The organism is Chryseobacterium sp. UNC8MFCol, assembly GCF_000482305.1.
GTDB classification, from domain to species: domain Bacteria; phylum Bacteroidota; class Bacteroidia; order Flavobacteriales; family Weeksellaceae; genus Chryseobacterium; species Chryseobacterium indologenes.
This window is the reverse complement of sequence record NZ_KI535291.1, coordinates 253,500-275,656: the sequence shown is the minus strand read 5'-3', so window position 1 is coordinate 275,656 and position 22,157 is coordinate 253,500. Positions and strand designations below refer to the sequence as shown.

Here is a 22,157-nt window from a genome sequence, read left to right as displayed (position 1 = left end):
ACTAATGCCCATGATCTCCAGCGTTCGATAGTTTAGCATTCACGAAGAAAGCTCCTTTAACGACAATCTTTGCATCTTTTGGAATTTCAGTAACAGGAGTAATAGCGGTATAGCCCATTTCTGATGAACCTTTCGCCACTTCAACTTTTTCAAAATTCATTTTCTTCCCCTGTTCTTTCGCGTGATTTCCAGCTTCCTGTTCATTTTTGTGACCGTGTTCAGCTTCTCCTTCATCATGTCCATGTCCATGATCATCATCTGCCTTCTCTAGAGCTTCATGCTCCTCAGCTTTTTTGTCTGTCTGTACAAATACATAGAACTTACCGTCAGCCTCTACAATTGCCTCATCGGGAACTGCAGGCGTTGTCGCACTCTCAAGATTAATTACACCTGTGATATTCATTCCGTCGATCAACCCCACTTTATTTCCTGTAACATTGGCATGAACAGAAATGGTCTTGCTTTCATTTTCAAAAGAAGAACCAATACTATAAACTTTTGCATTATAAAGCATTTCAGGGTTATTGGTCAGCTTAAACTGTACATTTTGACCTACTTTCATTTTAGGAAGGTCTCTTTCGAAAACTTGAAGATCCAAATGAATCGAACTGTTATCAATCATTTCCAAAACTGGAGACGAAACATCCACATAACTTCCTATCTGCGCATTGATATTACTTATAATACCACTTATAGGAGCAGTAATGACCAATCCTGAACGTAGATTCCTGTTATTAACCTTTCCTGGGCTTATTCCCATCAGCTGAAGTTGTCTCTGTAAAGATGCTCTTTGTGTTCTCAGACTCTTCAGTTCGGCATCAGAACTCTGTAGATTCTTTTTGGCTCCTGCATCATTGTCAAATAGCTCTTTCTGCCTTCTGAATTCCTGCTCTGCAAAAGATATTCGACTGTTTACGGTTAAATATTGCTCCTGCAGCTGAATGTATTCTGGATTACTGATGCTTGCCAACACCTGCCCTTTTCTTACATAATCACCAATCTGAAAATTAATGGTCTTAATAACACCTCCATATAAAGAGGTCACTGTAGCTTTTTTATCATTAGGAACCCTCAACAATCCGTTGGCTTTTATGGTTGACGTTAGGTCTTTCATTTCAACTTGTCCCAGTAAGACTCCTACAGATTTCATTTGTTCTTCTGTAAGTTCAGCAATAGTTTTCGGTCCTTCTTCGTGAGCACCCTCTTCAGCTTGTTCTGTTTTGGGTTTTTCTGTTGTTGCTTCCGCTGTATCTTTCTTTCCGCAACTAACAGCAAAAAGTGAAATTAAAGCTAGAGATACAATACTATATTTGATTTTCATCTTTATAAATTTATTTGTCAGATGAAGTACCTGTAATACTGATTAATTAATAGCATTACAGGCATTTCATTTTATTGATTGATTATTGAATTAATGATAATGACAGATTCATTGACCTGCTGAATGGATTGCAGATATTTCAACTGAATATTGGTAGAAGTCTGCAAAGCAAAAAGATATTCCACATATGATATTTCCCCTGTTTTATATCCCAACTGCCCTGCTTTTGTAATCTTCTCAGCATTTGGAATAGCCAGATTGACATAGTAATCATACTGTTTTATATTTTGCTGATATTGGTTCAAAGCATTTTCAAGCTGTGCTTCCAATTGTTTTTGCTGAAACTTCGCATTGGACTCCGCCATTTGCTTTTGATAATCCAGTGAACGAATTCTCGCCTTGGTTGCACCAAAAGTTAATGGAATAGAAACTCCAATTGTTGCAGAATGAAATCTGTTTCCACCGTTAAAATATTGATCCATTCCATTTACAGTCTGAAAACCAATCAGTGACTGATTTGTATAACCTATTGTGAAATCCGGTAAACCTAGGGACTTTTCAACCTTTTTGTTTTTCTCAGCAATCTCCATATCCTGATAAAAAGCCCTTACCGTAGGATGTCTTGCAACAACAGTACTGTCCAGAACATAATCCGCTTTCAGAGGATGATAATTCTCATCATATAATATGGTAAAATCCTCAGAAGTATTTAAAAGTGCCTTTAGGTTTTTGTAAGCATTAATCAAATACACCCAATTTTGTTTGAGTAACAGATTAATTTCTCCTTTCTGCGTTTCAGCGGTATTAATTTCAATTTTTTTAACATCTCCCGCTTTAAACCTAACTGTTGCAATTCTAATAAAATCGGTATATAAGCTGTCCAGGTTTTGAAGTTTTGTCTGATTGTACTGCAAGTACTCAATCTGATAATAATATGTTCTAACCTGTTTAGCGAGTTCATTTGCAGACACCTCTTTACTTATTTGTTTACCTTTCACCTGCTCGTTAATAAGGTCTTTTTTGGCTTTAAATAAGCTGGGAAATGGAATTGTCTGAGAAATGGAAAACATTTGATCAAACTTTTTCGAGTTATACTGTCCCAATTGCATATCTGCATTCATTTTAGGAAGTTCTTTGGCGGTAGGCAATAATGCTTCCGTGGCCTTAATATCCAGATCTTTTGACTTCATCAGGTTATTGTTGGTTAGCGCCATCTTGGTAGCCTCCTCAAGACTCAACGGATTACCCTGCTGTGCTTTAAAAGTCTGACCTAAAAATAAGAATCCTAATATCACAAGTGTTGCAACTGATTTATTACCTATTTTCTTTATGTTGATTTTTGTATTAAAAATAATATAAAGCATAGGCAATACAAATAATGTCAGGAATGTAGCTGTTACCAAACCTCCAATAACAACTGTTGCCAGTGGTTTCTGAACTTCTGCTCCTGCTCCCGTAGAAATTGCCATTGGCAAAAATCCTAATGAAGCCACCGTCGCTGTCATCAAAACGGGTCTCAACCTCGTTTTGGCACCTACCAATACGCGCTTTAGAATATCGGTTTCGCCTTCTTTTTCCAGTTGGTTGAAAGTGCCTATCAAAACAATTCCGTTCAAAACCGCAACTCCAAATAAAGCAATAAATCCAATTCCTGCACTGATACTGAATGGCATATCTCTTAATATTAAAGCGAAAACACCACCAATAGCACTCATTGGAATGGCTGTAAAAATTAGCGCAGCCTGTTTAAAAGAGTGAAATGTAAAATATAAAAGCATAAAGATCAGTAGCAACGACACAGGAACAGCAATCATCAACCTTGCGCTCGCCGCCTTTAGATTTTCAAACTGACCACCATAGGTGAAATAATATCCCGACGGAAGTTTAACCTGTTGATCCAGCTTTTTCTGAATATCTTCCACAACGCTTTCAACATCTCTGCCTTTGACATTGAAACCGATAACAATTCTTCTTTTTCCTGCCTCACGACTGATTTGTGCGGGACCTAATTTATAACTGACATTTGCCACCTGTGAAAGAGGAACCTGCACTCCGGAATTGGTGGAGATCATCAGGTTATTTACATCATCGATATTAGTTCTGTTCAGACTGTCTAAACGGACAACAAGATCGAATCTTCTTTCATTTTCGAAAACCTGCCCTGCTGCCTGTCCTGCAAATGCAGTACTTACAGCACTGTTAACATCCTGAATATTCAGTCCATAATTGGCCATTCTTGTTCTGTCATATTCCACATTAATCTGCGGTAGCCCACTAACACGTTCTATTTGTGGGGAAGTTGCTCCCTGAACCAATTGAATAACTTTTGCTGTTTTATCTGCATAAATTGCCAATGAATCTAAATTCTCACCAAATATCTTCACCGCAACGTCCTGTCTGATACCGGTCATTAGTTCATTAAAACGCATTTGGATCGGCTGGTTTTTTTCAAAGAAAACTCCTGGAATGGTTTCCAGTTTTTCAGAAATTTCGTCGGCTAATTGTTCATAGGATTTCTTGGTTTTCCATTCATCCTGTGGTTTTAGTACGACAATCATATCCGTGGCTTCCGGCGGCATAGGATCAGTAGGGACTTCTGCAGCTCCTGTTTTTCCGACAACCATTTTTACCTCATCGAATTGCTTGATAATTCTTGAAGCCTGCATTGAAGTTTCTATACTTTGACTTAAAGAACTTCCCTGTGGTAAAATACAGTGAAAAGCAAAATCTCCTTCCTGTAATTGAGGAATAAATTCTCCTCCCATTCTACCAAAAATCAGAACTGCAACGGCAAATATGGCAACTGTTACTCCCACCAGCCAATATTTAATTTTCAAAGCTTTTTCCAAAAGAGGCTGATAGATTTTTTGGAGTCTGTTCATCATCTTATCTGAGAAAGTCTCTTTATGAGAAGGTTTTTTTGATAAGATCAAGGCACTCATCATAGGAATGTAAGTCAGTGACAAAATCAAAGCTCCTAGAATTGCAAACCCTACTGTCTTAGCCATTGGTGTGAACATTTTACCTTCAACACCCACTAAAGTTAGAATCGGAATATAAACGATTAAAATAATGATCTCTCCGAATGCAGCACTGCTTCTAATCTTTGACGCAGAAAGGAAAACCTCTTCATCCATTTCATTTTGAGTCATTACCTTCATACTTTTTCTCATTCCAAGATGATGAAGGGTGGCTTCGACAATAATCACTGCACCATCTACAATCAAACCAAAATCAATAGCTCCTAAACTCATCAGGTTGGCGCTTACCCCAAAAACATTCATCATTCCTAAAGCAAATAGCAATGAAAGGGGAATTGCTGAAGCTACAATCAAACCAGCTCTTAAATTTCCAAGGAAAATAACCAAGACAAAGATTACGATCAATGCTCCTTCAATCAGGTTTTTTTCTACAGTACTGATTGCTCTTCCTACCAGATCTGTTCTGTCCAAAAATGGCTCAATCACAACATCTGCCGGAAGCGATTTCTGAATGGTAGGAATTTTTTCTTTAACTCTTTGAACGACTTCATTACTATTGGCGCCTTTCAGCATCATAATTACACCTCCCACTGCATCTACTTCGCCATTATAAGTCAAAGCTCCATAACGGACTGCGTGGCCTAAGCCAACATTGGCTACATCTTTAATGAAAATCGGAACACTACCCGTTTCATTTTTGACAGCTATATTTTTTACATCTTCAATCGAAGTAACGATTCCGATTCCACGAATAAAATAGGCATTCGGCTTTTTATCAATATAAGCACCTCCGGTGTTTTGATTGTTTTTCTCTAAAGCAGTAAATATATCTGTAATACTTACTCCCATTGCTTTTAGACGGTTTGGATTTACTGCAACTTCATACTGTTTCAACTCTCCTCCAAAGCTGTTAATTTCCGCAACACCAGGAGTTCCGTTAAGCTGTCTGCGGACAATCCAGTCCTGCATTGTTCTTAGCTCCTTACTGCTGTATTTTTTCTCACTGCCTTTTTTAGGGTGAAGAATATATTGATAGACTTCGCCCAAACCTGTACTTACAGGAGCCATTTCAGGTGTTCCCACACCTTTCGGAATTTCTTCGGCAGCTCTTTTTAATTGTTCGCTGATTAACTGACGGGCAAAATAAACGTCTACATCTTCTTTGAAAACAACGGTAATAACTGATAGCCCAAACCTTGAAATACTTCTTGTTTCTTCAATATTTGGGACATTGGCAATACTTTGCTCGATTGGAAAAGTAACGAGTTGCTCCACTTCCTGTCCTGCAAGCGTCGGGCAAACTGTAATAATCTGTACCTGATTGTTGGTGATGTCCGGTACGGCATCAATAGGTAATTTTGTGGCGCTCCAAGCACCCCAAATGACTAACATCAAAGTCATCAAGCCTATGATGATTTTATTTTTGATGCTAAATCTTATGATATTATCTAACATTGAATTTAAGTTTTTATTGAAATTCGAAATGTGTTCATCAATTGTGATGAACCTAAAACGAAATACAAAGATGAACAGGATTACAATGCAATCATATTGCAAAGTATCCATGACAAATTGATGAAAGACACGCACCTTTCATTGAATCAATAAAAACTAAATCTTGGGGGGTTGCCAAATTTGGTCGTATACCAAATACGCAAAGTCATTTTTCTGAAAATGAATCTTTTTTGAAAAATATTCAGTGACCTTTTTTTGAAGTGGAAGAGGTTCACTTTTAAAAGAAGCTACTGTTATCTGACAACAGTTACAAGTACATAATGGAGAACAAATATCTCCTTTGTCTTTAGAATGAGAATCTTCAGAATTGCTGATAGTACTGTAAGAATCTTTAGAATTATTTGGAGACTGCGCATGGATATCATTACAAGGCACTACGGCAAGCACCATGAAATAAATAATTAAAAAGAACTTAACTAATCTCACTTTACAAATATAAATATATTTTTCAAAGTTTAACTAAATATTCTAAAAACTTTTAAAATAAAAATTCTTGAAAAACAAAAACTTATTATTAATAAACTTTTTAAATTTCGCAACTATTAACAAACGACAATCAAATGTAGATTTTTCATCTGTTTTATTTTTGACTAATGATACTGTGAAGCTGTCTGTCTACTACATCAACAAACTAAAATGAATGGTGAAACTTTGATAAGATCTGCCATTTCATTTTTTTATCGATATTTTTATTCCAACTCATCTTTTTCTTCTAAAACTGCAAAACACAAAGTTCTGATTGGTATTAAAAGGTGTTCTGTGGTCTACGGTAAAGCATTCTATTTTATTGAAATGTTCCTTAAAGCGACTTTCCAATGAACTTTCAGAATACTGTTTGATTTCAATACCACTACATTTTATCGGACCTTGTTCTGAAAAGCTCCCGATTACCAAAATTCCTGTTGGTTTAATGTTCTGTTTAACCGTATCGATGTAGCTTTCAATTTCATTATCCTCTGTCAAAAAATGAAAAGCAGCCCTGTCGTGCCAAAAATCATATTGTTCTGTGGGTTTAAATGTACTGGCATCTTCAACTATCCATTTTACACGGTTTGACTTTTCGCCAAGTCGTTGCTTAGCTTTACTAAGTGCTGTCTCTGATATGTCTAAAACTGTAATGTCCTGATAACCCAAGTCAAGCAAGTGATCAACAAAAAAACTATCTCCTCCGCCAATATCAATTATTTTGGCCGTTTTTGATACATTGAATTCTTTAATAAATGCTAATGACGTTTCGGGTGTAGGCTGATACCAGCTTACTTCTTCCAAAGCTTTGGTATTGTATATTTTTTCCCAATGATTTTTTCTATCAGATAATGACATATCTCTTTAATTTTTTGTACTATTCAAATTTAACTCATTTTTTTTTTACTATCTCTCACGTTTAACCACAAACTTACCTTTACCAATAGTATCAAGACGGGAACTTCTACCAACGGTCCAATAACTCCCACAAATGCTTGTGGGGAATAGATACCGAAAATAGATATTGCTACTGCTATAGCCAATTCAAAATTGTTTCCTGTGGCTGTAAATGCGATGGATGCGTTTTTGTCGTAAGGAATTTTTAAGGCTTTATTGATAAAGAAACTAACGAAGAACATTAGTATAAAATAGATAATTAGTGGTATGGCTACTTTTATTACATCCATTGGTAACTCTAATATTTTATCGCCTTTCAAGCTGAACATTAATACTATGGTAAACAGTAAAGCATATAATGTAATGGGCGATATTTTGGGTACAAATTCCCTGTTATACCATTCTATCCCTTTTGATTTTACCAATGCATAACGGCTTATAAAACCCGCTAAGAATGGAATGCCTAAATATATCAATACGCTTATTGTAACATCTTTCATTGATACACTTACATTGAAATTTGCCAATCCTAATTTACTCGGTAACACATTAATAAATAACCAAACTAAGAAGCTATAAGAAAGCATCTGGAAGATACTATTTAATGCCACTAACATAGCTGTATATTCTCTGTTTGCTTTAGCTAAATCACTCCATACGATTACCATTGCGATACATCTTGCCAAACCTATCAGTATCAAGCCTGTCATATAATCGGGTTCATTTCGTAGAAACAAAACGGCTAATCCGAACATCAGCAAAGTACCGATAATCCAATTCAGAAACAACGATATGCCGATTACTTTTTTATCCTTAAATGCTTGGGGCAATAATGAGTAATCTACTTTTGCCAATGGTGGGTACATCATCAGTATCAGACCTATTGCCAAAGGAATGTTTGTGGTGCCGGCTGAAAGAGCATCCGTAATTTTTGAAATACCCGGAAAGAAATGTCCCAATCCTATACCAACTGCCATTGCAAGGAATATCCATAAGGTAAGGTAACGGTCAAGAAATTTTAGTTTTGGTTGCATAGCGTTGCTAATTTGTAAGTTCTTTATATTGGTTTGCTGTCAATAAGTTTTCTAATTCTGTAAGGTCTTTGATTTCAATTTTTATCAACCAACCATCTTTATATGGGTTGTCATTGATAAGTGTAGGTGCTTTCAATAGTAGGTCGATTGTTTCAATGATTTTACCCGATACGGGCATAAATAAATCCCTGACCGTTTTAACCGCTTCAACAGAGCCGAATACTTCATCCTGCTGAAAATTATATCCAACATTCGGTAAGTCTGCATTTACAATTTCGCCCAATTCACTTTGTGCAAATTCTGTGATGCCTATTGTACCAATATTCTCTTGTACTTTAATTCAAGTATGTTCTTTTGAATACTTTATATCGTTTGGAAGTTCCTTTTTATCATTTTTAGGATTAATAACCTCTTCTTAAATTTTCTGCGTATTCGTTTGGTAGTGGGCTTTCTTCAACTGCTTTTGCTGATTTTTCAATATCATAATCAAAGCGTATAAATTCTACACTGATACTATCTTTATCTAGTACTGAACTATCTTCATTGATTGTAAGCATCACGTAGCCACCTCTTACATCATTATCTTTAGGTTTACCTACCGAACCAATATTGATGGCGTGTCTGAAATGATTTTTTCCGTCAATACCAGAATTTAAAATACGGTGGTATGGCTTGTGTGTATGCCCGAAACACAAAATGTCCGCGTCCGCCTGTTCCATAATTCTGAGCATACTTTTTTCTTCTCTATCCTCAAATAAATATTCATTTATTTTTCTTGGACTTCCGTGTACTAATAATAAATTGAGCTTATCTTCATTCAATTGAAATTCTACTTTGATATGTGCAGGAAGTGTACGCAAATAGGCTCTTTCTTCATCTTTCATAATAGAGTTGGTAAATGAAATAGAGATTTTCCCATTATCTTTTTCCCCGTCTGTTTTGTACGCACATCCACAATCGTTGCTCATACGCCCGATGCCAAAATCATAATTTCCTGCAATGGTTGGTATTTTCCTTTTACGGATTTCGTTTACAACTTCATTTGCCCAAATATTATAACCTACCAAATCGCCTAAGCAATAAATACTGTCGGGGTTTCTTTTTTCTACATCTTCAAAGAATGCTTCTAAGGCAGGTAGATTGGCGTGAATGTCGCTGAATAATGCAATTTTCATTTTTATTGATTTTTATGTTTTGAATTTTGTTTTACTTATTAAGATATTAACAACAACCACCTCCTGGCGTACAAGCGTTTGAATTGTTTACAGATAATTCAGTCAAATTTTTCTTTTGTTTCTCTGAAGGAATGCCACAAGCATCCTGAGCCAAACACGCAGTCGTTTTATTTTTTAGTACAAATGTTTTCCCGTTAAACTCCAAATCGTACTTGCCAATTGTTCCGCTTTGATATTCTACTTCTATCTCAGCATCTTCCATTCCCAATTTTTCTTCAGATAACTTGATGATGTTTAATAGTTTGGTCGGCTTTAATCTATGCTCGTAATCATCTGCATTCCATAATTGAAAGTTGACCACTTTTTCATTTCTGATTGTTCCACCACAATCGATGAAATTCTTTGTAATTACACCCACTTCTGTAACGTGAAAGTGTTCTGGTACAAATATTCCGTTCTCTAATTGAAATTCAACATTATCTAATGTTGGTAAGATTTCTTTGATGTCTGATAGTTTCATAAATCTTCTATTTTATTATGATATTTTTCTATACTTTGGAATTCTATTTTTGATATACAAATTTAATCGATACATAATATTGCAATATAACGATATTAAGGAATGTAAAAAAATGCCTTTAACAGCATTGATTTACTTTTACTTCCTGTTCAAAGAATTGATTGAAATACTCTTGTATCTCTTTCCATTTCTTTTCTTCTATACAATAACAAACTGATTTTCCATCTATTGTACCCTGTATAATACCCATATATTTCAACTCTTTTAAATGCTGCGAGATTGTCGCTTGCGCCAAACCTAATTTATCCACCAAATCATTGCAAATGCAGGATTTTTGATTGATAATATATTGAAGTATAGCTACCCTTGCAGGATGTCCAAAAACTTTAAACAAAGAAGCTAATTTATTTTGTTCATCTGAAAACATATCTGATTTTGTAAGCCCCATACTTAATTATTTAATATCGCAATATTACGATATTAAATTTGAAATACAAAAAGATTTAATAGCTTTTTACAAATTATATTTAAAAAAGGTATCAGGATATAACTTCTATTTTTTATAAAATTATATTTTGAACTTGTTACCATCTTTGAGACAAAATCATACACATTATTAATAATTTTCTAAAATTTTTTCTTTACAACTTTTAAAGACAATCTTCTCGCATAAATCCAGTGATAAATGAATGTGAAGCTCTCATTCCTTTTGTTTCTAATTATTAGACACTAAGAAGGATGCTATATCTCTCACAACTTTACTTATAAATACAGGATATCTCTGGAAAAAAATGTTTTTCTTTCTGATCATTAAGCTGGATTTCTTTTTCAATAAAAAATACTCCGCTAACCTCACACAACTCCCTACAGGAAAAATATTAGGATGTTTTTTGCTAAATTCAAATCTTACGATCTCTCTTGGAAATCGAAAGATATATAAATAAAAAATATATGAAGATTATTAACAAAAGATGACTAGCAGCTTTTTTAGGATGTCGAACTTAAGTTTTGTCTTCTTCAAGACATTTTTGAAATCTTAACAGACAAATTTCAATATCTTTTTAAAAAAACTGTATCATTACTTTACAAGGCATATCAACTTCGAATATAGATCCTCTATACAACTATCTTTGTCTGATAATTTAATTATCTCAGAAATCTTTTTACATTCTTTTGTCAAGATATTTTTGTTTAAGTAACATCATGTCCTCACTAACTTTGCTATCTAATATCTTCGCATAATGCTGCGTAGTTTTAATACTTTTATGACCTAGCATTTTACTTACACTTTCAATAGAGACCCCGTTAGATAAAGTAACGGTTGTTGCAAAAGTGTGGCGTGCAATATGGTAAGTTAATTCCTTATTGATACCACACAGATCTGCAATTTCTTTCAAATAGGCATTCATCTTTTGATTACTAAGAATAGGCAGAAGTTTTCCACTATTAAGGCAAGCCGGATGATTTTTGTATTTTTTAATAATTTTCTCTGTTTGAGAAAGTATGGGAATATTAGAAGTAGTTTTAGTTTTCTGACGTTTGGTATAAATCCATTGAGAGCCATCAAGACCTAAATTGATATTTTGATATGTTAGTTTTTGGGTATCAATGTACGCCAGTCCGGTGAAACAGCTGAACAGAAAAATATCTCTAACCAAAGACAATCTCTCATTTGTAAAATCTTTGGTAAAAAGCACTTCAATTTCCTGTTCATTAAGAAACATTCTCGTCACTTCATTAAACTTAGAATGATAGTTCATAAAAGGGTCTCGCTCTATCCATCCATTCGCAAGACAAATACGAACAATCTTACCAAAATTCTTAATATACTTAACAGCAGAATTATTGTTGCAGGATCTCTCGGTTCTTAAAAAAAATTCAAAATCATTTAGAAAAGCATAATCAATCTTTTTAATTTCAATGTCGGTAATACTATATTTCCATTTCAAGAAATCTTTTGTATGTTTGAGACATGTTTTATAACGTGTCAATGTTCCTTGTGCAAATTCTTTTTCAATCAGTTTCTCCATTCGATCATTATGATCCTGAAAAATAGGAATGAGCATTCTGGTCAATTTACCTTTACCAACTAACTTATTTTTAAGAGTCTCACAAGTTACTGTTTCCTTATCTCTGATTAATTCGTGATAGGCATCATAAACTTTCTGCTCAAAAGTTTTCAAATAAAAATTAAGTGATCTAAATTCTTCAGAAGAGCCACTAACCTTCTGCATTGCAGAATTCCATTTTGAAGCCTTTACTGTACGTTTTGTGCTTATCTCGGATATCTTGCCATCAATTGTAATTCGTAAGTAAATAGGAGACTCTCCTAAAGAATTGATTTTAGCTTTTTTTACATAGAAAAGTAAATTGAATGTCTTGTTCATTTCGTAAAGGGTTTGAGATTTAAAATTAATCTTAGCAAAAACTTATCACAAGATATTCAGTTCCTGAACTAGCTACTGAACAGGGTTTGTTGAATTTTCAGTGACCTTTTTAAACCTATTTTAACAGGTCACTGAATAGGTCACTTTCAAATTGTGCTTTTTTAACTTTCTTTGAATAGACATAAAACGAAAAAAGCTTTAAAACATATGTTTTAAAGCTTTTTGCACTACTTTGATATTGTAGTTGCGATCCGGACGGGACTCGAACCCGCGACCTCCGCCGTGACAGGGCGGCATTCTAACCAGCTGAACTACCGGATCATTTTTTTAAAGAACGTCGTTTCTTTTTCGTGGTTGCAAAATTACATCTTTTTTTGTTATCTGCAAATTATTTTTGAAAAAATGCCTCCCAATACTGGAAGGCATTCATTATCAAACTTATTTTTTTTATAAGTGAGCGCTTAATTTTTCAGCGATTACCTCTTTTGGAGCTACACCTACTAATTTGTCTACTACTTCTCCGTTCTTAAAAATAAGAACTGTAGGAATATTTCTGATGCCATACTGCATTGAAATCTCCTGGTTGTTGTCTACATCTACCTTTCCAACTACTGCTTTTCCTTCAAAATCTGAAGCAACTTCTTCGATGATTGGTCCTAATGTTCTACATGGTCCGCACCATACTGCCCAGAAGTCTACTAATACCGGTTTATCAGATTTTAATACCGTATCCTGGAATGAGCTGTCTGTAATTTCTAAAGCCATTTTGTTTCTTTTATTTTAATTAATATTATTTTCTTGTTTACTCTTATTGAGCAGTCAAAATTACGATTTTTACATCATAAGACTATCTATGCTCAACATTAGTTTTTTCTATAGCAAAGTCCTTTGAGATTTCTTTCAGGGCATCCACCAGGGCATCAATATCTGATTGTGCCGTCATATGGCTGAAAGATATACGTAAAGGGGTACAATGATCCATTTCATCTTCACTGAGTACCATCATCATCACCATAGAAGGTTTTGAGGCTCCGGAAGAACATGCACTTCCCTGGGAAATCGCAATTCCTTTCATATCAAGCTGAAGGCCGATCAATGGGTTTTTATAGGGTAATAATGCACTTAATACCGTATAAAGACTGTTTTCTTTCTCAGCACTGCGTCCGTTGAATTTTATCCCTTCTATTTCAGCAGAAAGCCTTTCAATAGCATAATCTTTGATTGACTGCATATGATTGGTATAATCTTCCATATGATTCAGGGAAAGTTCTAATGCTTTTCCAAGTCCTACAATTCCTGCCACGTTTTCTGTACCTGCTCTCAGGCTTCTTTCCTGAGGACCTCCTGTAATGATACCTTTTAAACCTGTTGCCTTTCTGATGAAAGCAAAGCCGGCTCCTTTGGGACCGTGGAATTTATGGGCACTGCAGGAAGCAAAATCAACCGGAATACCGGAAAGATCAAGGTTCATATGGGCCATAGTCTGTACGGTATCCGAATGGAAAAGCGCGTTATTCTCTTTGCAAAGCTCAGCAACCTTTTTTAAATTGATGATGTTTCCGATTTCATTGTTGGCATGCATTAAGCTTACCAAAGTTTTTTTATCTGAAGATTTTAATAATTCTTCCAGTTTATTAAGATCAATATCTCCTTTTTCATTAGGACGGATGTAGTTTACCTCCACTCCTTTTCTGCTTTTCATATCCAAAATACTCTCAGAGACACATTTATGTTCGAGAGGAGAACTGATGATTCTCTCAACCCCAAGGTGTTCTACCGAAGATTTGATGATCATGTTATTGGATTCTGTTCCGCAGGAAGTGAAAATGATCTCAGCAGGAGTTACATGAAGATAGTCTGCAACCTGTCTTCTTACATTTTCAATAAGGATTTTTGCTTCCTGGCCAAAGCTGTGAGTTGAAGACGGGTTTCCGAAATTCATCTTCATCGTACCTACCATTGCATCTATAACTTCATCTGCAAGCGGAGTGGTTGCGGCATTATCTAAATATATTTTATCCATTATTATTTTGAATATTTTAATTCTACTGAGGTAAACTGAAAATCTGCAGGAACTGCAAACATAAACCAGGGATTAGAAATCATCTGAATCTCCATTCCACCGGATGGCGGGCCGGCAGGAACTTCTACGTACAGGACATTATTTTTCACCGATATACTTTTGATCTGCGAAATCTTGTGGCTTCCTGATCTGAAGCTTCCCAAATTATAGACAATAACTTTCTTGTTTTTTGGGAATTCCGGAGAATGAGAAGATTCTTTTCCTTCTTCCACCAATTGAAAGCCTGCCTTCATGACATTACGAAAATCAGTCTCGTCTTTAATGATTCTAAAACCAGGCTGCTCTGTTCCACCTTGTGACTCAGAGGCAAGGAGTTCTGCGTTATTTTGCATGCTTGATGACTTTTGAGAGGGTACATTTGTACAGCTCATTATGATTGCAGAGAATACGATTAACAGCCTTTTCATTTTTTACACTTTTATCATCCAAAATTAATGAAAAAATTGGTAATGTCCCTCATTTGCCCACTTCAACATTGGCCGATCGCCAGAAGTATCACCGAATGCAATAATTTTATCGTACTTAGAATCGTTAATTTCCTCCTTTATTCTGACCAGTTTTTCTTTTCCGTTGCAGTTTTTGCCAATAAAATTCCCGGTGAAAACACCGTTTTTAAACTCTGCCCGTGTAGAAACAAGCTGCATTTTCAATTCTTCTGCAAATGGCTTTACCCAAATATCCAGTGAAGCTGTCACCAATAAACTTTGTGTATTATTCCTATCGATATTTTTTATAAAGTCTAATGCATTCTCCCTTACAATTTTAGGATAATGATGTTCAAAAAACTGTTTAGATTTTAATTCAATTTTTTCCTGGGTTTGTCCTTTGAGAATGGAACCTATGAAACTTTTTTTTACTTTTTCAGTTTCCGCCAGTTTCAGTTTCAGTAAAATAAAGAGCGGAACGTGCTTTAAAAACTGTATTCTATATCTTGTAGAATCGTAAAACTTAAGATACATAAACATAGTATCTTTATAAGTCAGGGTTCCGTCAAAATCAAAACAATACAATTTTTTCATTTTTTAAAGCTTTAATTTTTTAAATATAAATTCAGGGATATTCCTGATAATCATCATGATAATACTCCAAACCGGCAAAACATATGCCACATTCTTCTGCTTTTTGAAAGCGTTATAAATACTGGCAGCAGCTTGCTTTGCGGTAGCTGTTAATTTAGGATTTAACGGTAAACCTTCTGTCATTTTGGTAGCCATAAATCCGGGTTTTATGGTAAGGACATGTACTTTTTTATCAAACAGGTAGTTCCTTAGACCACTCAGATACGCTGTAAAGGCAGCTTTAGCACTTCCATAGATAAAATTACTCTGCCTTCCTCTGTCTCCCGCTACTGAAGAAAGCCCGATAATCGTTCCCGACCTTCTGCTCTCAAACTTCTGGGCAAAATAATTCATAACCGGAACCAGCTTTGAGTAATTAATATCAATGATACGCTGTGTGTTTCTGTTATCATACAGGCCTTCCTCCGTTCCTTCGCCCAAATATCCTACGGCACAAAATAATACATTTGAATTGACATAATCAAATCTGTTGTAATCAATTTCTTTTGTCAGATCCAGTTCAATCACTTCAGACTGCTGCAGAAACTTGACGTCAATATGTCTTGCAAACCTTTCTGTAGTTTCTTTATTTGAGGTAAAAAGATAGATTTTTTCAAATTTTTCTCCTTCCTGAAGTGCTTTTTCCACAAAAGCCTGTGCCACTTCAGATGTACTTCCCAGGACTATCATTATGAGTTGTTGTTTATGATTCTTTTGTGCTGTAAAGACACAAATTTAGGACTTTGAATATTTTTCAGGTAATTGGTCAGAGACGATCTGCTCATACTGTCTTTGGTAAGATAAATTCTCCCTCCAAATTCCTGGACGATACTGTCCAGCTGATCTACCAGTTTTTTTACTTTTGAATTTACCTTAAAATCAAGTGCCAGCGTGTATCCTTCTACAGGAAATGAATTGTAAGCCTGCGGATTATTTTTTCCAAAGAGTTTCAACACCGCCAGAAAGGATCCGTTTCCACTTTTAGCAATGGTTTCCAGAATTCTTTTCATTCCTTCTTTCCCTGCTTCTTTGGGGATCACCATCTGATATTGTATAAAACCTGATTTTCCGTAGATTTTATTCCACTCGTTAATAGCATCCAACGGATAGAAGAACGTTTCATAATCGATAAAATTCTTCACTTCCTTTTTAGTCTGTTTTTTATAATACAACCAGTTGAAAATTTTTACCGTCAATGCATTCAATACGAATCCGGGAAAATAAAAAGGAACTGTAGGCTGCAACTTTTTCTTTAATCGTAAAGGGGTTTTTCCAAGGTGTTGAGGAAGCTCGTGCTGAAAAGCGTGTTCACCTCTCATCAGAATACTTCTCCCGATATTTTGTCCTTTCTGAAGGCAATCGATCCAGGCTACCGTATACGTCCAGCTTTCGCTTTCATCAAACAATCTGAAAATTTCATCCAGATTATCAGCTTTGATACTTTCCTGACGAATGTAGGCAGATTCAATATTTTTAAGTTTAAATTTTGCAGTAAGGATAATTCCTGTAAGTCCCATTCCGCCAATCGTAGCCCAGAACTTTTCTGAATTTTCTTCTCTTGAACAGGTCATGATTTCTCCGTTCTCTGTCATTAGCTTAAATTCGATCAGATATTCTGAAAAACATCCTTCTGCATGGTGATTTTTTCCATGAACATCAGAAGCAATGGCTCCTCCAACGGAAATAAATTTCGTTCCGGGAGTTACATACAAAAAGTATCCCTGCGGAACAGATATTTCAAGAACATCTGAAAGCAATACACCTGATTCGCATTCTATGATTCCGTTTAAACGGTCAAAACTAATGAACTTATTTAATTTTTTGGTAGAAAATATGGATTCTCCCAATGAAGCGTCTCCGTAGCATCTTCCGTTTCCTCTCGCAATAACTTCGTTGTGATTGAGTACAAATTCTTTTATTTTTTTGAAGCTGTCCTCAGATCTCATTTCTTTTTCCACTACCGGGTAATTACCCCAGTTTGTAACTTTCTGTGTAAAATTCGGCTTCATTTTTTAAAGTAAATTTGAATTAAAAATGCGGCAACCCAAAGTAATAAAGTAACCTGTATGTAGCGGTCTCTGTAGACAATTTTTGTAGGAGATTCTGTTCTGTTGTACACCAGTGTCTGCTGCAGATATCTTAAAAGAGCAAACACTACAAAGACAACCGTATAAAATACTCTTTCATGAAACCTGGCCTGTACTTCAGGTGACAGGGTAAACATCAGATAACAAACAATGGCCAGGGTTATCGATATTGATAAGGCGATGTCTGCAAACTGTACATTATAACCGTCAAGTGCTCTTCGTGTTTTTCCGGAAACCTGTGCATTGATGAGCTCTCCTCTTCTTTTTCCGATAGCCAGAACCAGTGCCAGCACAAAAGTCAGTAAAATAGCCCATTGTGAAATACTGATTCCCGTGATATAACCGCCGGCCAATACTCTTAATACAAAACCAATGGCTATAATAAAGATATCAATAATCGGAACATGCTTTAACCTGAATGTGTAGGCTAGGTTCATCACCACATAAAAGCCAATGATGGTAGCAAACTTCCATAAAAATTCATGAAAATAAAGTTGAGCAAAGAATACAAGGGCAATATCTGCAACAACCAATCCAATTAAAATGGCAATTGCTTTTGATTTTGATATGGCACCACTTGCTAAAGGGCGTCTTCGTTTCTCAGGATGTTTTTTGTCTGCTTCAATATCATTGTAGTCATTCAAAATATAAACGACACTGGCAGCCAGTGAGAAAATGATAAAAGCAAAGATACTTTTGGCAAGTAAATCTAAGTTGGTAATATTACCTGAGAAAAACAGAGGGACAAATACAAACAGGTTTTTTACCCATTGCTCCACCCGGAGCAGTTTTAAATATTTCTTCATTTATGTTATTTCAATTGCAAAAGTAATAAATTCAAAATTTCCTGCATAAAAATACAAAAAAAACCGCCGGGGCGGTCTTTTACGAAAATATTTATATGTTAAATTAATTACTGTCCTTGCTTGGCATCATTAATCATTTTCTCGTTGGCAGTAATCGCAAATTCAACTCTTCTGTTTTTAGCTCTTCCTTCGTCAGTATCATTGCTCGCAACCGGCATATTTTTACCTTCACCTTTTGTGAACATTCTGCTACCGGCGATTCCTTTTCCTACCAAATATGATTTTACAGCATCCGCTCTTCTTTGAGAAAGCGCCATGTTGTAAGCATCCTTACCTACGCTGTCTGTGTGTCCGTAGATGTTGATATTGGTATCAGGATTATCACTTAATACTTTAGCTAATTTATCAAGGTTCCCCTGTGCAACAGAAGTAAGGTTTGAAGAATCGAATGCAAAGTTTACAATACTTTCGTTCATAGTAACTTTGATACCGTCTCCTACTCTTTCAACCTGAGCACCTGGTAAAGTTTCTTTAATATCTCTGGCTTGTTTATCCATTTTGTTACCGATAACGTTCCCTGCAACACCACCGATAATACCACCTAATACAGCACCGATAGCTCCGTTTCCACCTCTTCCTACATTATTTCCAAGAATACCTCCAAGTACTGCTCCTGAAGCAACACCTACGGCTGTTCCTCTTTGCTGGTGATTTGAATTCTGAACCGCTTCACAGCTTGTCAGTAATAAAGCTGATGACAAGAAAAGGGCTGCTACATATGTTTTAGTAAATTTCATTTTTTTTGATCTTTTATGTTATTGAATTATTTCATTCCTGCTCTTTCAAAGTTGTAAACAACTTTTACGCTTCCTCCTTCGAAAGGAACATCTTGCTGAAGTGAAAACTGATCTGTAGTCTGGTTAATTAATGTCAATGTATACCCTGCTATGTTTTGTTTTGCTTTAGTACCATCTAAAACTTTTTTAAACATAAATGTATTCCCGTTTTTCACTTCAAATTTGATAGGCTGTGTGATAGCCGGACAACTTCCTCCTCCATTTAACGTATAAGCACCAGTCCAGTTGTTAGGGATAAGTCTCCAGTGACTTCCTACAAAACACTGTGCATCTGCTCCTTCATCGAAAGGTTTAATTTTATATCCTTTTTCGTAATCTATGCTTACAATCTGCCAGTCTCCTTTCATTTTAAGGAAATCAGCTCTCTGATTCTGAGATGTAGCTGCTTTGTTTACAGAGGAACACGACACTGCAAAAAGTGATGTTCCCAACATCCCTGCAAGTAGTAACTTTTTCATTTTGTTGTTTATTATTTTGTTACATTAAAGTTACAAAAAACCGTGCCAAATTTGAAAATAAAAAATAAAAAAGTCCGAAAAAATTCGGACTCTTTATGGTTTCTCCTTAAACACAGGGAGATAAACTATTTTTTAACAGCCTTTTTTGTGGATTTCGAAGGTTTTGCATTCCCTGAAGCTGTAGATTTTCCGTCATAGAAATTGTTATAAGCATATTCTGCTGCTTTTTTCAAATCTATTACTCCTCCAGCCTGGGAATAATCGGTAAATCTATTTTCTGTACTCGGGTTGCTGCTTTTCACAAGCGCTTCAATGATCTGATAAGGTTTCAGATTTGGCATATACGCTAATAAAACAGCTGCTGCTCCTGCTACAACCGGTGATGCCATTGAAGTTCCCTGAAGGTACTTGTATTCGTTTTTAGGAACGGTAGAATAAATCTCCTCTCCCGGTGCGAAAACGTTGACCATTTTCTTATTATAATTTGAGAAACTTGCTCTCAAAGCACTATTTTTATTGGTACTTGCCCCTACAACCAAAACGTTGTTTACAAATGGTTTTTCATCTGCCACATTTTTAAAGTTGGTAGGATATGCTAAATGTTCTGCTACGTCTTCATTTTCGTTACCTGCTGCCTTTACCAAAAGTACCCCTTTATCTTCTGCATACTTAAATGCATCCCAAACTACGTTTTTACCGGGTGAAACGGGTTTTCCAAAGCTCATATTCAGAACTTTTGCTCCGTTATCTACTGCATAACGGATGGCATTGGCAACATCTTTATCTCTTTCATCTCCGTTGGGAACGGTTCTTACAGACATGATTTTGGCTACTTTGGATGCAATACCATACTGTACTTCTTTTCCTTGCGGAAGTCCTGCAATAATCCCCGCTACGTGTGTTCCATGCTCTGCATCCGGTCCTTCGTAATGGTTGTTACCATAATTTTTTTCAGAATAGTCATCATAGTTATCACCTACGATTTCTTTTCTCGGATCATAGCTTAAGTCGTATTGTTTTGACTGCGGAGAATAGTAATCGATAGCTTCTTTCATTTGCTCTCTGATTGCTTTCTCAAAATCAGCTGATGACTTTCCTTTAAATTCAGGGCTTTGTGATACCTGGCCTAAAACCTGTAAAGCAATAGCATCTTTCTGGTCAGACGGAGCTTTAATGGAAGCTATCGTTTCGGCAGTTACCGGCTTTCCTCCTAATAGTTTAACCATATTCGGAACGACCTCATTGATCATTGTATAGGTTTGAAGACCTTGTTTTGCCTCAATACTTTTCTTATTAAAAAGTTCTTTAGCTTTCATGTACATCGCAAAATCTTCCGGCATTTTAGCCTGATTTGCTTTGTTTTTTGCGGAGTCATCTCCCTCAAAAAGCGGCTTATATTTAGCAACCACTCTGGTTACTTCCATATTATCTATATCGATATCTCCGTTTTTCCCTCCGATGAAGTTCCATCCGTGTACATCATCAATGTATCCGTTTCCATCATCATCTTTACCATTTCCAGGTACTTCATTAGGGTTGGACCATACGTTTTTAATTAATCCAGGGTGATCTACCTGAACTCCGCTGTCTAACACTCCAACGACAACCGTTTTAGGTTTTAAGCCTTTAGATTCAAGATATTTGTATGCGTTTTCCGTATTTACTCCATATACTTTTGTACCAGAAAAATCTTTATGATACCAAGTCATCAGATCTTTATCTTCTTTTGGATCAATACTCTTTGCTTTGGATTCCTGAGCATAAGAGAAACTAAAACCTGCTAAAAAAACAGCAGCTAATAATACCTTTTTCATATGTTGATATTTATTTTATAAAGTGAAACGGGTTGCCATTTTATCTGTTAACTGTTGTTGAATGGCAATTTTTTCAAATTATTTTAATTTAATACTTTTTATATAAGTAAGAGATTCCGGTCCTTTGTTACAAATAAGATCTAAAACCGATAAATCTTCCAGAAATCCATACTTATCTGAGAATGTCTGATAATAGTCTTCCATTCCAAATTCTGAAGGAAGCTTTGCTGAGAATTTTTCTCTGAAACTGATCCCTTCGGGATTTTTGATATATTCTTCATTCAAAGAGTATGCCTTTTCTGTTTTCAGTATCTGTTGGATGATTTCTATCCCTTTAAGGTTAAAATCCAAAAGGAATTTTTCTTTCAAATCAAATATTTTCCTGAACTTGTCTTCATAATACTCGAAATAGGGAGAACTTTGATACGCGGTCTGAATGGATTTCCAGTGAAGGGTTCTCCAATCTTCTCTGTAAGAAATCTCGATATCCTTGAATTCTCTTTTTCCGTTATGATTAATGGGAATAATCAGTGACAGCTTACCGTTGGCTCCATAGATATTAGCTCTGTTTCTGTAGGTTTGCTTGGGAAAATTTTCAAACTGTTCAAGTGTAATGTCGTTTTCAGTATCCAAAAGGACTGAAAACCATGAAACCGGGGGCATATAAAATACCGGTAATAATACATTCTTCATATTCAT

Annotated in this window: 21 protein-coding genes and 1 tRNA gene; all 22 read right to left on the bottom strand. The window is 35.6% G+C overall.

Translation table 11 applies throughout. The features are described 5' to 3' along the window. Position 1: 1 nt before the first annotated feature. Positions 2-1,321, bottom strand: a complete 1,320-nt coding sequence (locus tag M030_RS0119035; protein ID WP_002981220.1) for an efflux RND transporter periplasmic adaptor subunit — start codon at positions 1,319-1,321, stop codon at positions 2-4. Positions 1,322-1,392: 71 nt separating this feature from the next. Then, positions 1,393-5,757 carry a CusA/CzcA family heavy metal efflux RND transporter gene (locus tag M030_RS0119030; RefSeq protein WP_027374942.1) on the bottom strand — a complete coding sequence of 1,455 codons (4,365 nt, stop codon included), beginning with the start codon at positions 5,755-5,757 and terminating at the stop codon, positions 1,393-1,395. Between the two features lie 156 nt (positions 5,758-5,913). Continuing rightward, positions 5,914-6,243: a DUF6660 family protein gene (locus M030_RS26025; protein WP_123901651.1), complete on the bottom strand. Its 330-nt coding sequence runs from the start codon at positions 6,241-6,243 to the stop codon at positions 5,914-5,916. 273 nt (positions 6,244-6,516) lie between these two features. Then, positions 6,517-7,140 (bottom strand): class I SAM-dependent methyltransferase, encoded by a 624-nt coding sequence (locus M030_RS0119020; protein WP_002981225.1) that lies wholly within the window; start codon positions 7,138-7,140, stop codon positions 6,517-6,519. 29 nt (positions 7,141-7,169) lie between these two features. After that, on the bottom strand, positions 7,170-8,213 hold the full coding sequence (gene arsB, locus M030_RS0119015; RefSeq protein ID WP_002981227.1) for an ACR3 family arsenite efflux transporter: 1,044 nt from the start codon (positions 8,211-8,213) through the stop codon (positions 7,170-7,172). Positions 8,214-8,220: 7 nt separating this feature from the next. Further along, positions 8,221-8,553: a glycine cleavage system protein H gene (locus M030_RS24530; protein ID WP_081457775.1), complete on the bottom strand. Its 333-nt coding sequence runs from the start codon at positions 8,551-8,553 to the stop codon at positions 8,221-8,223. A gap of 61 nt (positions 8,554-8,614) precedes the next feature. Further along, positions 8,615-9,388 carry a metallophosphoesterase family protein gene (locus M030_RS0119005; RefSeq protein ID WP_002981231.1) on the bottom strand — a complete coding sequence of 258 codons (774 nt, stop codon included), beginning with the start codon at positions 9,386-9,388 and terminating at the stop codon, positions 8,615-8,617. 46 nt (positions 9,389-9,434) lie between these two features. After that, on the bottom strand, positions 9,435-9,908 hold the full coding sequence (locus tag M030_RS0119000) for a DUF6428 family protein (RefSeq protein WP_002981233.1): 474 nt from the start codon (positions 9,906-9,908) through the stop codon (positions 9,435-9,437). A 118-nt stretch (positions 9,909-10,026) separates the two neighbouring features. Then, positions 10,027-10,356 (bottom strand): ArsR/SmtB family transcription factor, encoded by a 330-nt coding sequence (locus M030_RS0118995; RefSeq protein ID WP_002981234.1) that lies wholly within the window; start codon positions 10,354-10,356, stop codon positions 10,027-10,029. 715 nt (positions 10,357-11,071) lie between these two features. After that, entirely contained in the window at positions 11,072-12,295 is a 1,224-nt protein-coding gene (locus M030_RS0118990) for a site-specific integrase (protein WP_002981237.1), read from the bottom strand. 247 nt (positions 12,296-12,542) lie between these two features. Then, positions 12,543-12,616: transfer RNA gene (locus M030_RS0118985), tRNA-Asp, on the bottom strand. 126 nt (positions 12,617-12,742) lie between these two features. Then, positions 12,743-13,060, bottom strand: coding sequence for a thioredoxin (gene trxA, locus M030_RS0118980; protein ID WP_027374941.1), 318 nt, complete (start codon positions 13,058-13,060; stop codon positions 12,743-12,745). Between the two features lie 82 nt (positions 13,061-13,142). Next, a complete protein-coding gene (locus M030_RS0118975; RefSeq protein WP_027374940.1) occupies positions 13,143-14,318 on the bottom strand; it encodes a cysteine desulfurase family protein in 1,176 nt (391 codons plus the stop codon). Between the two features lie 2 nt (positions 14,319-14,320). After that, on the bottom strand, positions 14,321-14,785 hold the full coding sequence (locus M030_RS0118970) for a protease complex subunit PrcB family protein (protein ID WP_027374939.1): 465 nt from the start codon (positions 14,783-14,785) through the stop codon (positions 14,321-14,323). A 24-nt stretch (positions 14,786-14,809) separates the two neighbouring features. Then, positions 14,810-15,397, bottom strand: coding sequence for an HAD-IB family hydrolase (locus tag M030_RS0118965; RefSeq protein ID WP_027374938.1), 588 nt, complete (start codon positions 15,395-15,397; stop codon positions 14,810-14,812). A 3-nt stretch (positions 15,398-15,400) separates the two neighbouring features. Next, on the bottom strand, positions 15,401-16,126 hold the full coding sequence (locus tag M030_RS0118960) for an SDR family NAD(P)-dependent oxidoreductase (RefSeq protein ID WP_027374937.1): 726 nt from the start codon (positions 16,124-16,126) through the stop codon (positions 15,401-15,403). Then, positions 16,126-17,445: an FAD-dependent oxidoreductase gene (locus tag M030_RS0118955; protein WP_027374936.1), complete on the bottom strand. Its 1,320-nt coding sequence runs from the start codon at positions 17,443-17,445 to the stop codon at positions 16,126-16,128. The genes M030_RS0118960 and M030_RS0118955 overlap by 1 nt, the downstream gene beginning before the upstream one ends. Further along, on the bottom strand, positions 17,442-18,329 hold the full coding sequence (locus M030_RS0118950) for a decaprenyl-phosphate phosphoribosyltransferase (RefSeq protein WP_027374935.1): 888 nt from the start codon (positions 18,327-18,329) through the stop codon (positions 17,442-17,444). Before M030_RS0118950 ends, M030_RS0118955 begins: the two co-directional genes overlap by 4 nt. Before the next feature lie 107 nt (positions 18,330-18,436). After that, complete coding sequence (locus M030_RS0118945; RefSeq protein WP_027374934.1) at positions 18,437-19,126, bottom strand: OmpA family protein; 690 nt, start codon at positions 19,124-19,126, stop codon at positions 18,437-18,439. 26 nt (positions 19,127-19,152) lie between these two features. Next, positions 19,153-19,644, bottom strand: coding sequence for a lipocalin family protein (locus tag M030_RS0118940; RefSeq protein WP_027374933.1), 492 nt, complete (start codon positions 19,642-19,644; stop codon positions 19,153-19,155). Positions 19,645-19,769: 125 nt separating this feature from the next. Next, positions 19,770-21,458: a S8 family serine peptidase gene (locus tag M030_RS0118935; protein WP_027374932.1), complete on the bottom strand. Its 1,689-nt coding sequence runs from the start codon at positions 21,456-21,458 to the stop codon at positions 19,770-19,772. Positions 21,459-21,536: 78 nt separating this feature from the next. Then, complete coding sequence (locus M030_RS0118930) at positions 21,537-22,157, bottom strand: WbqC family protein (RefSeq protein WP_373277726.1); 621 nt, start codon at positions 22,155-22,157, stop codon at positions 21,537-21,539.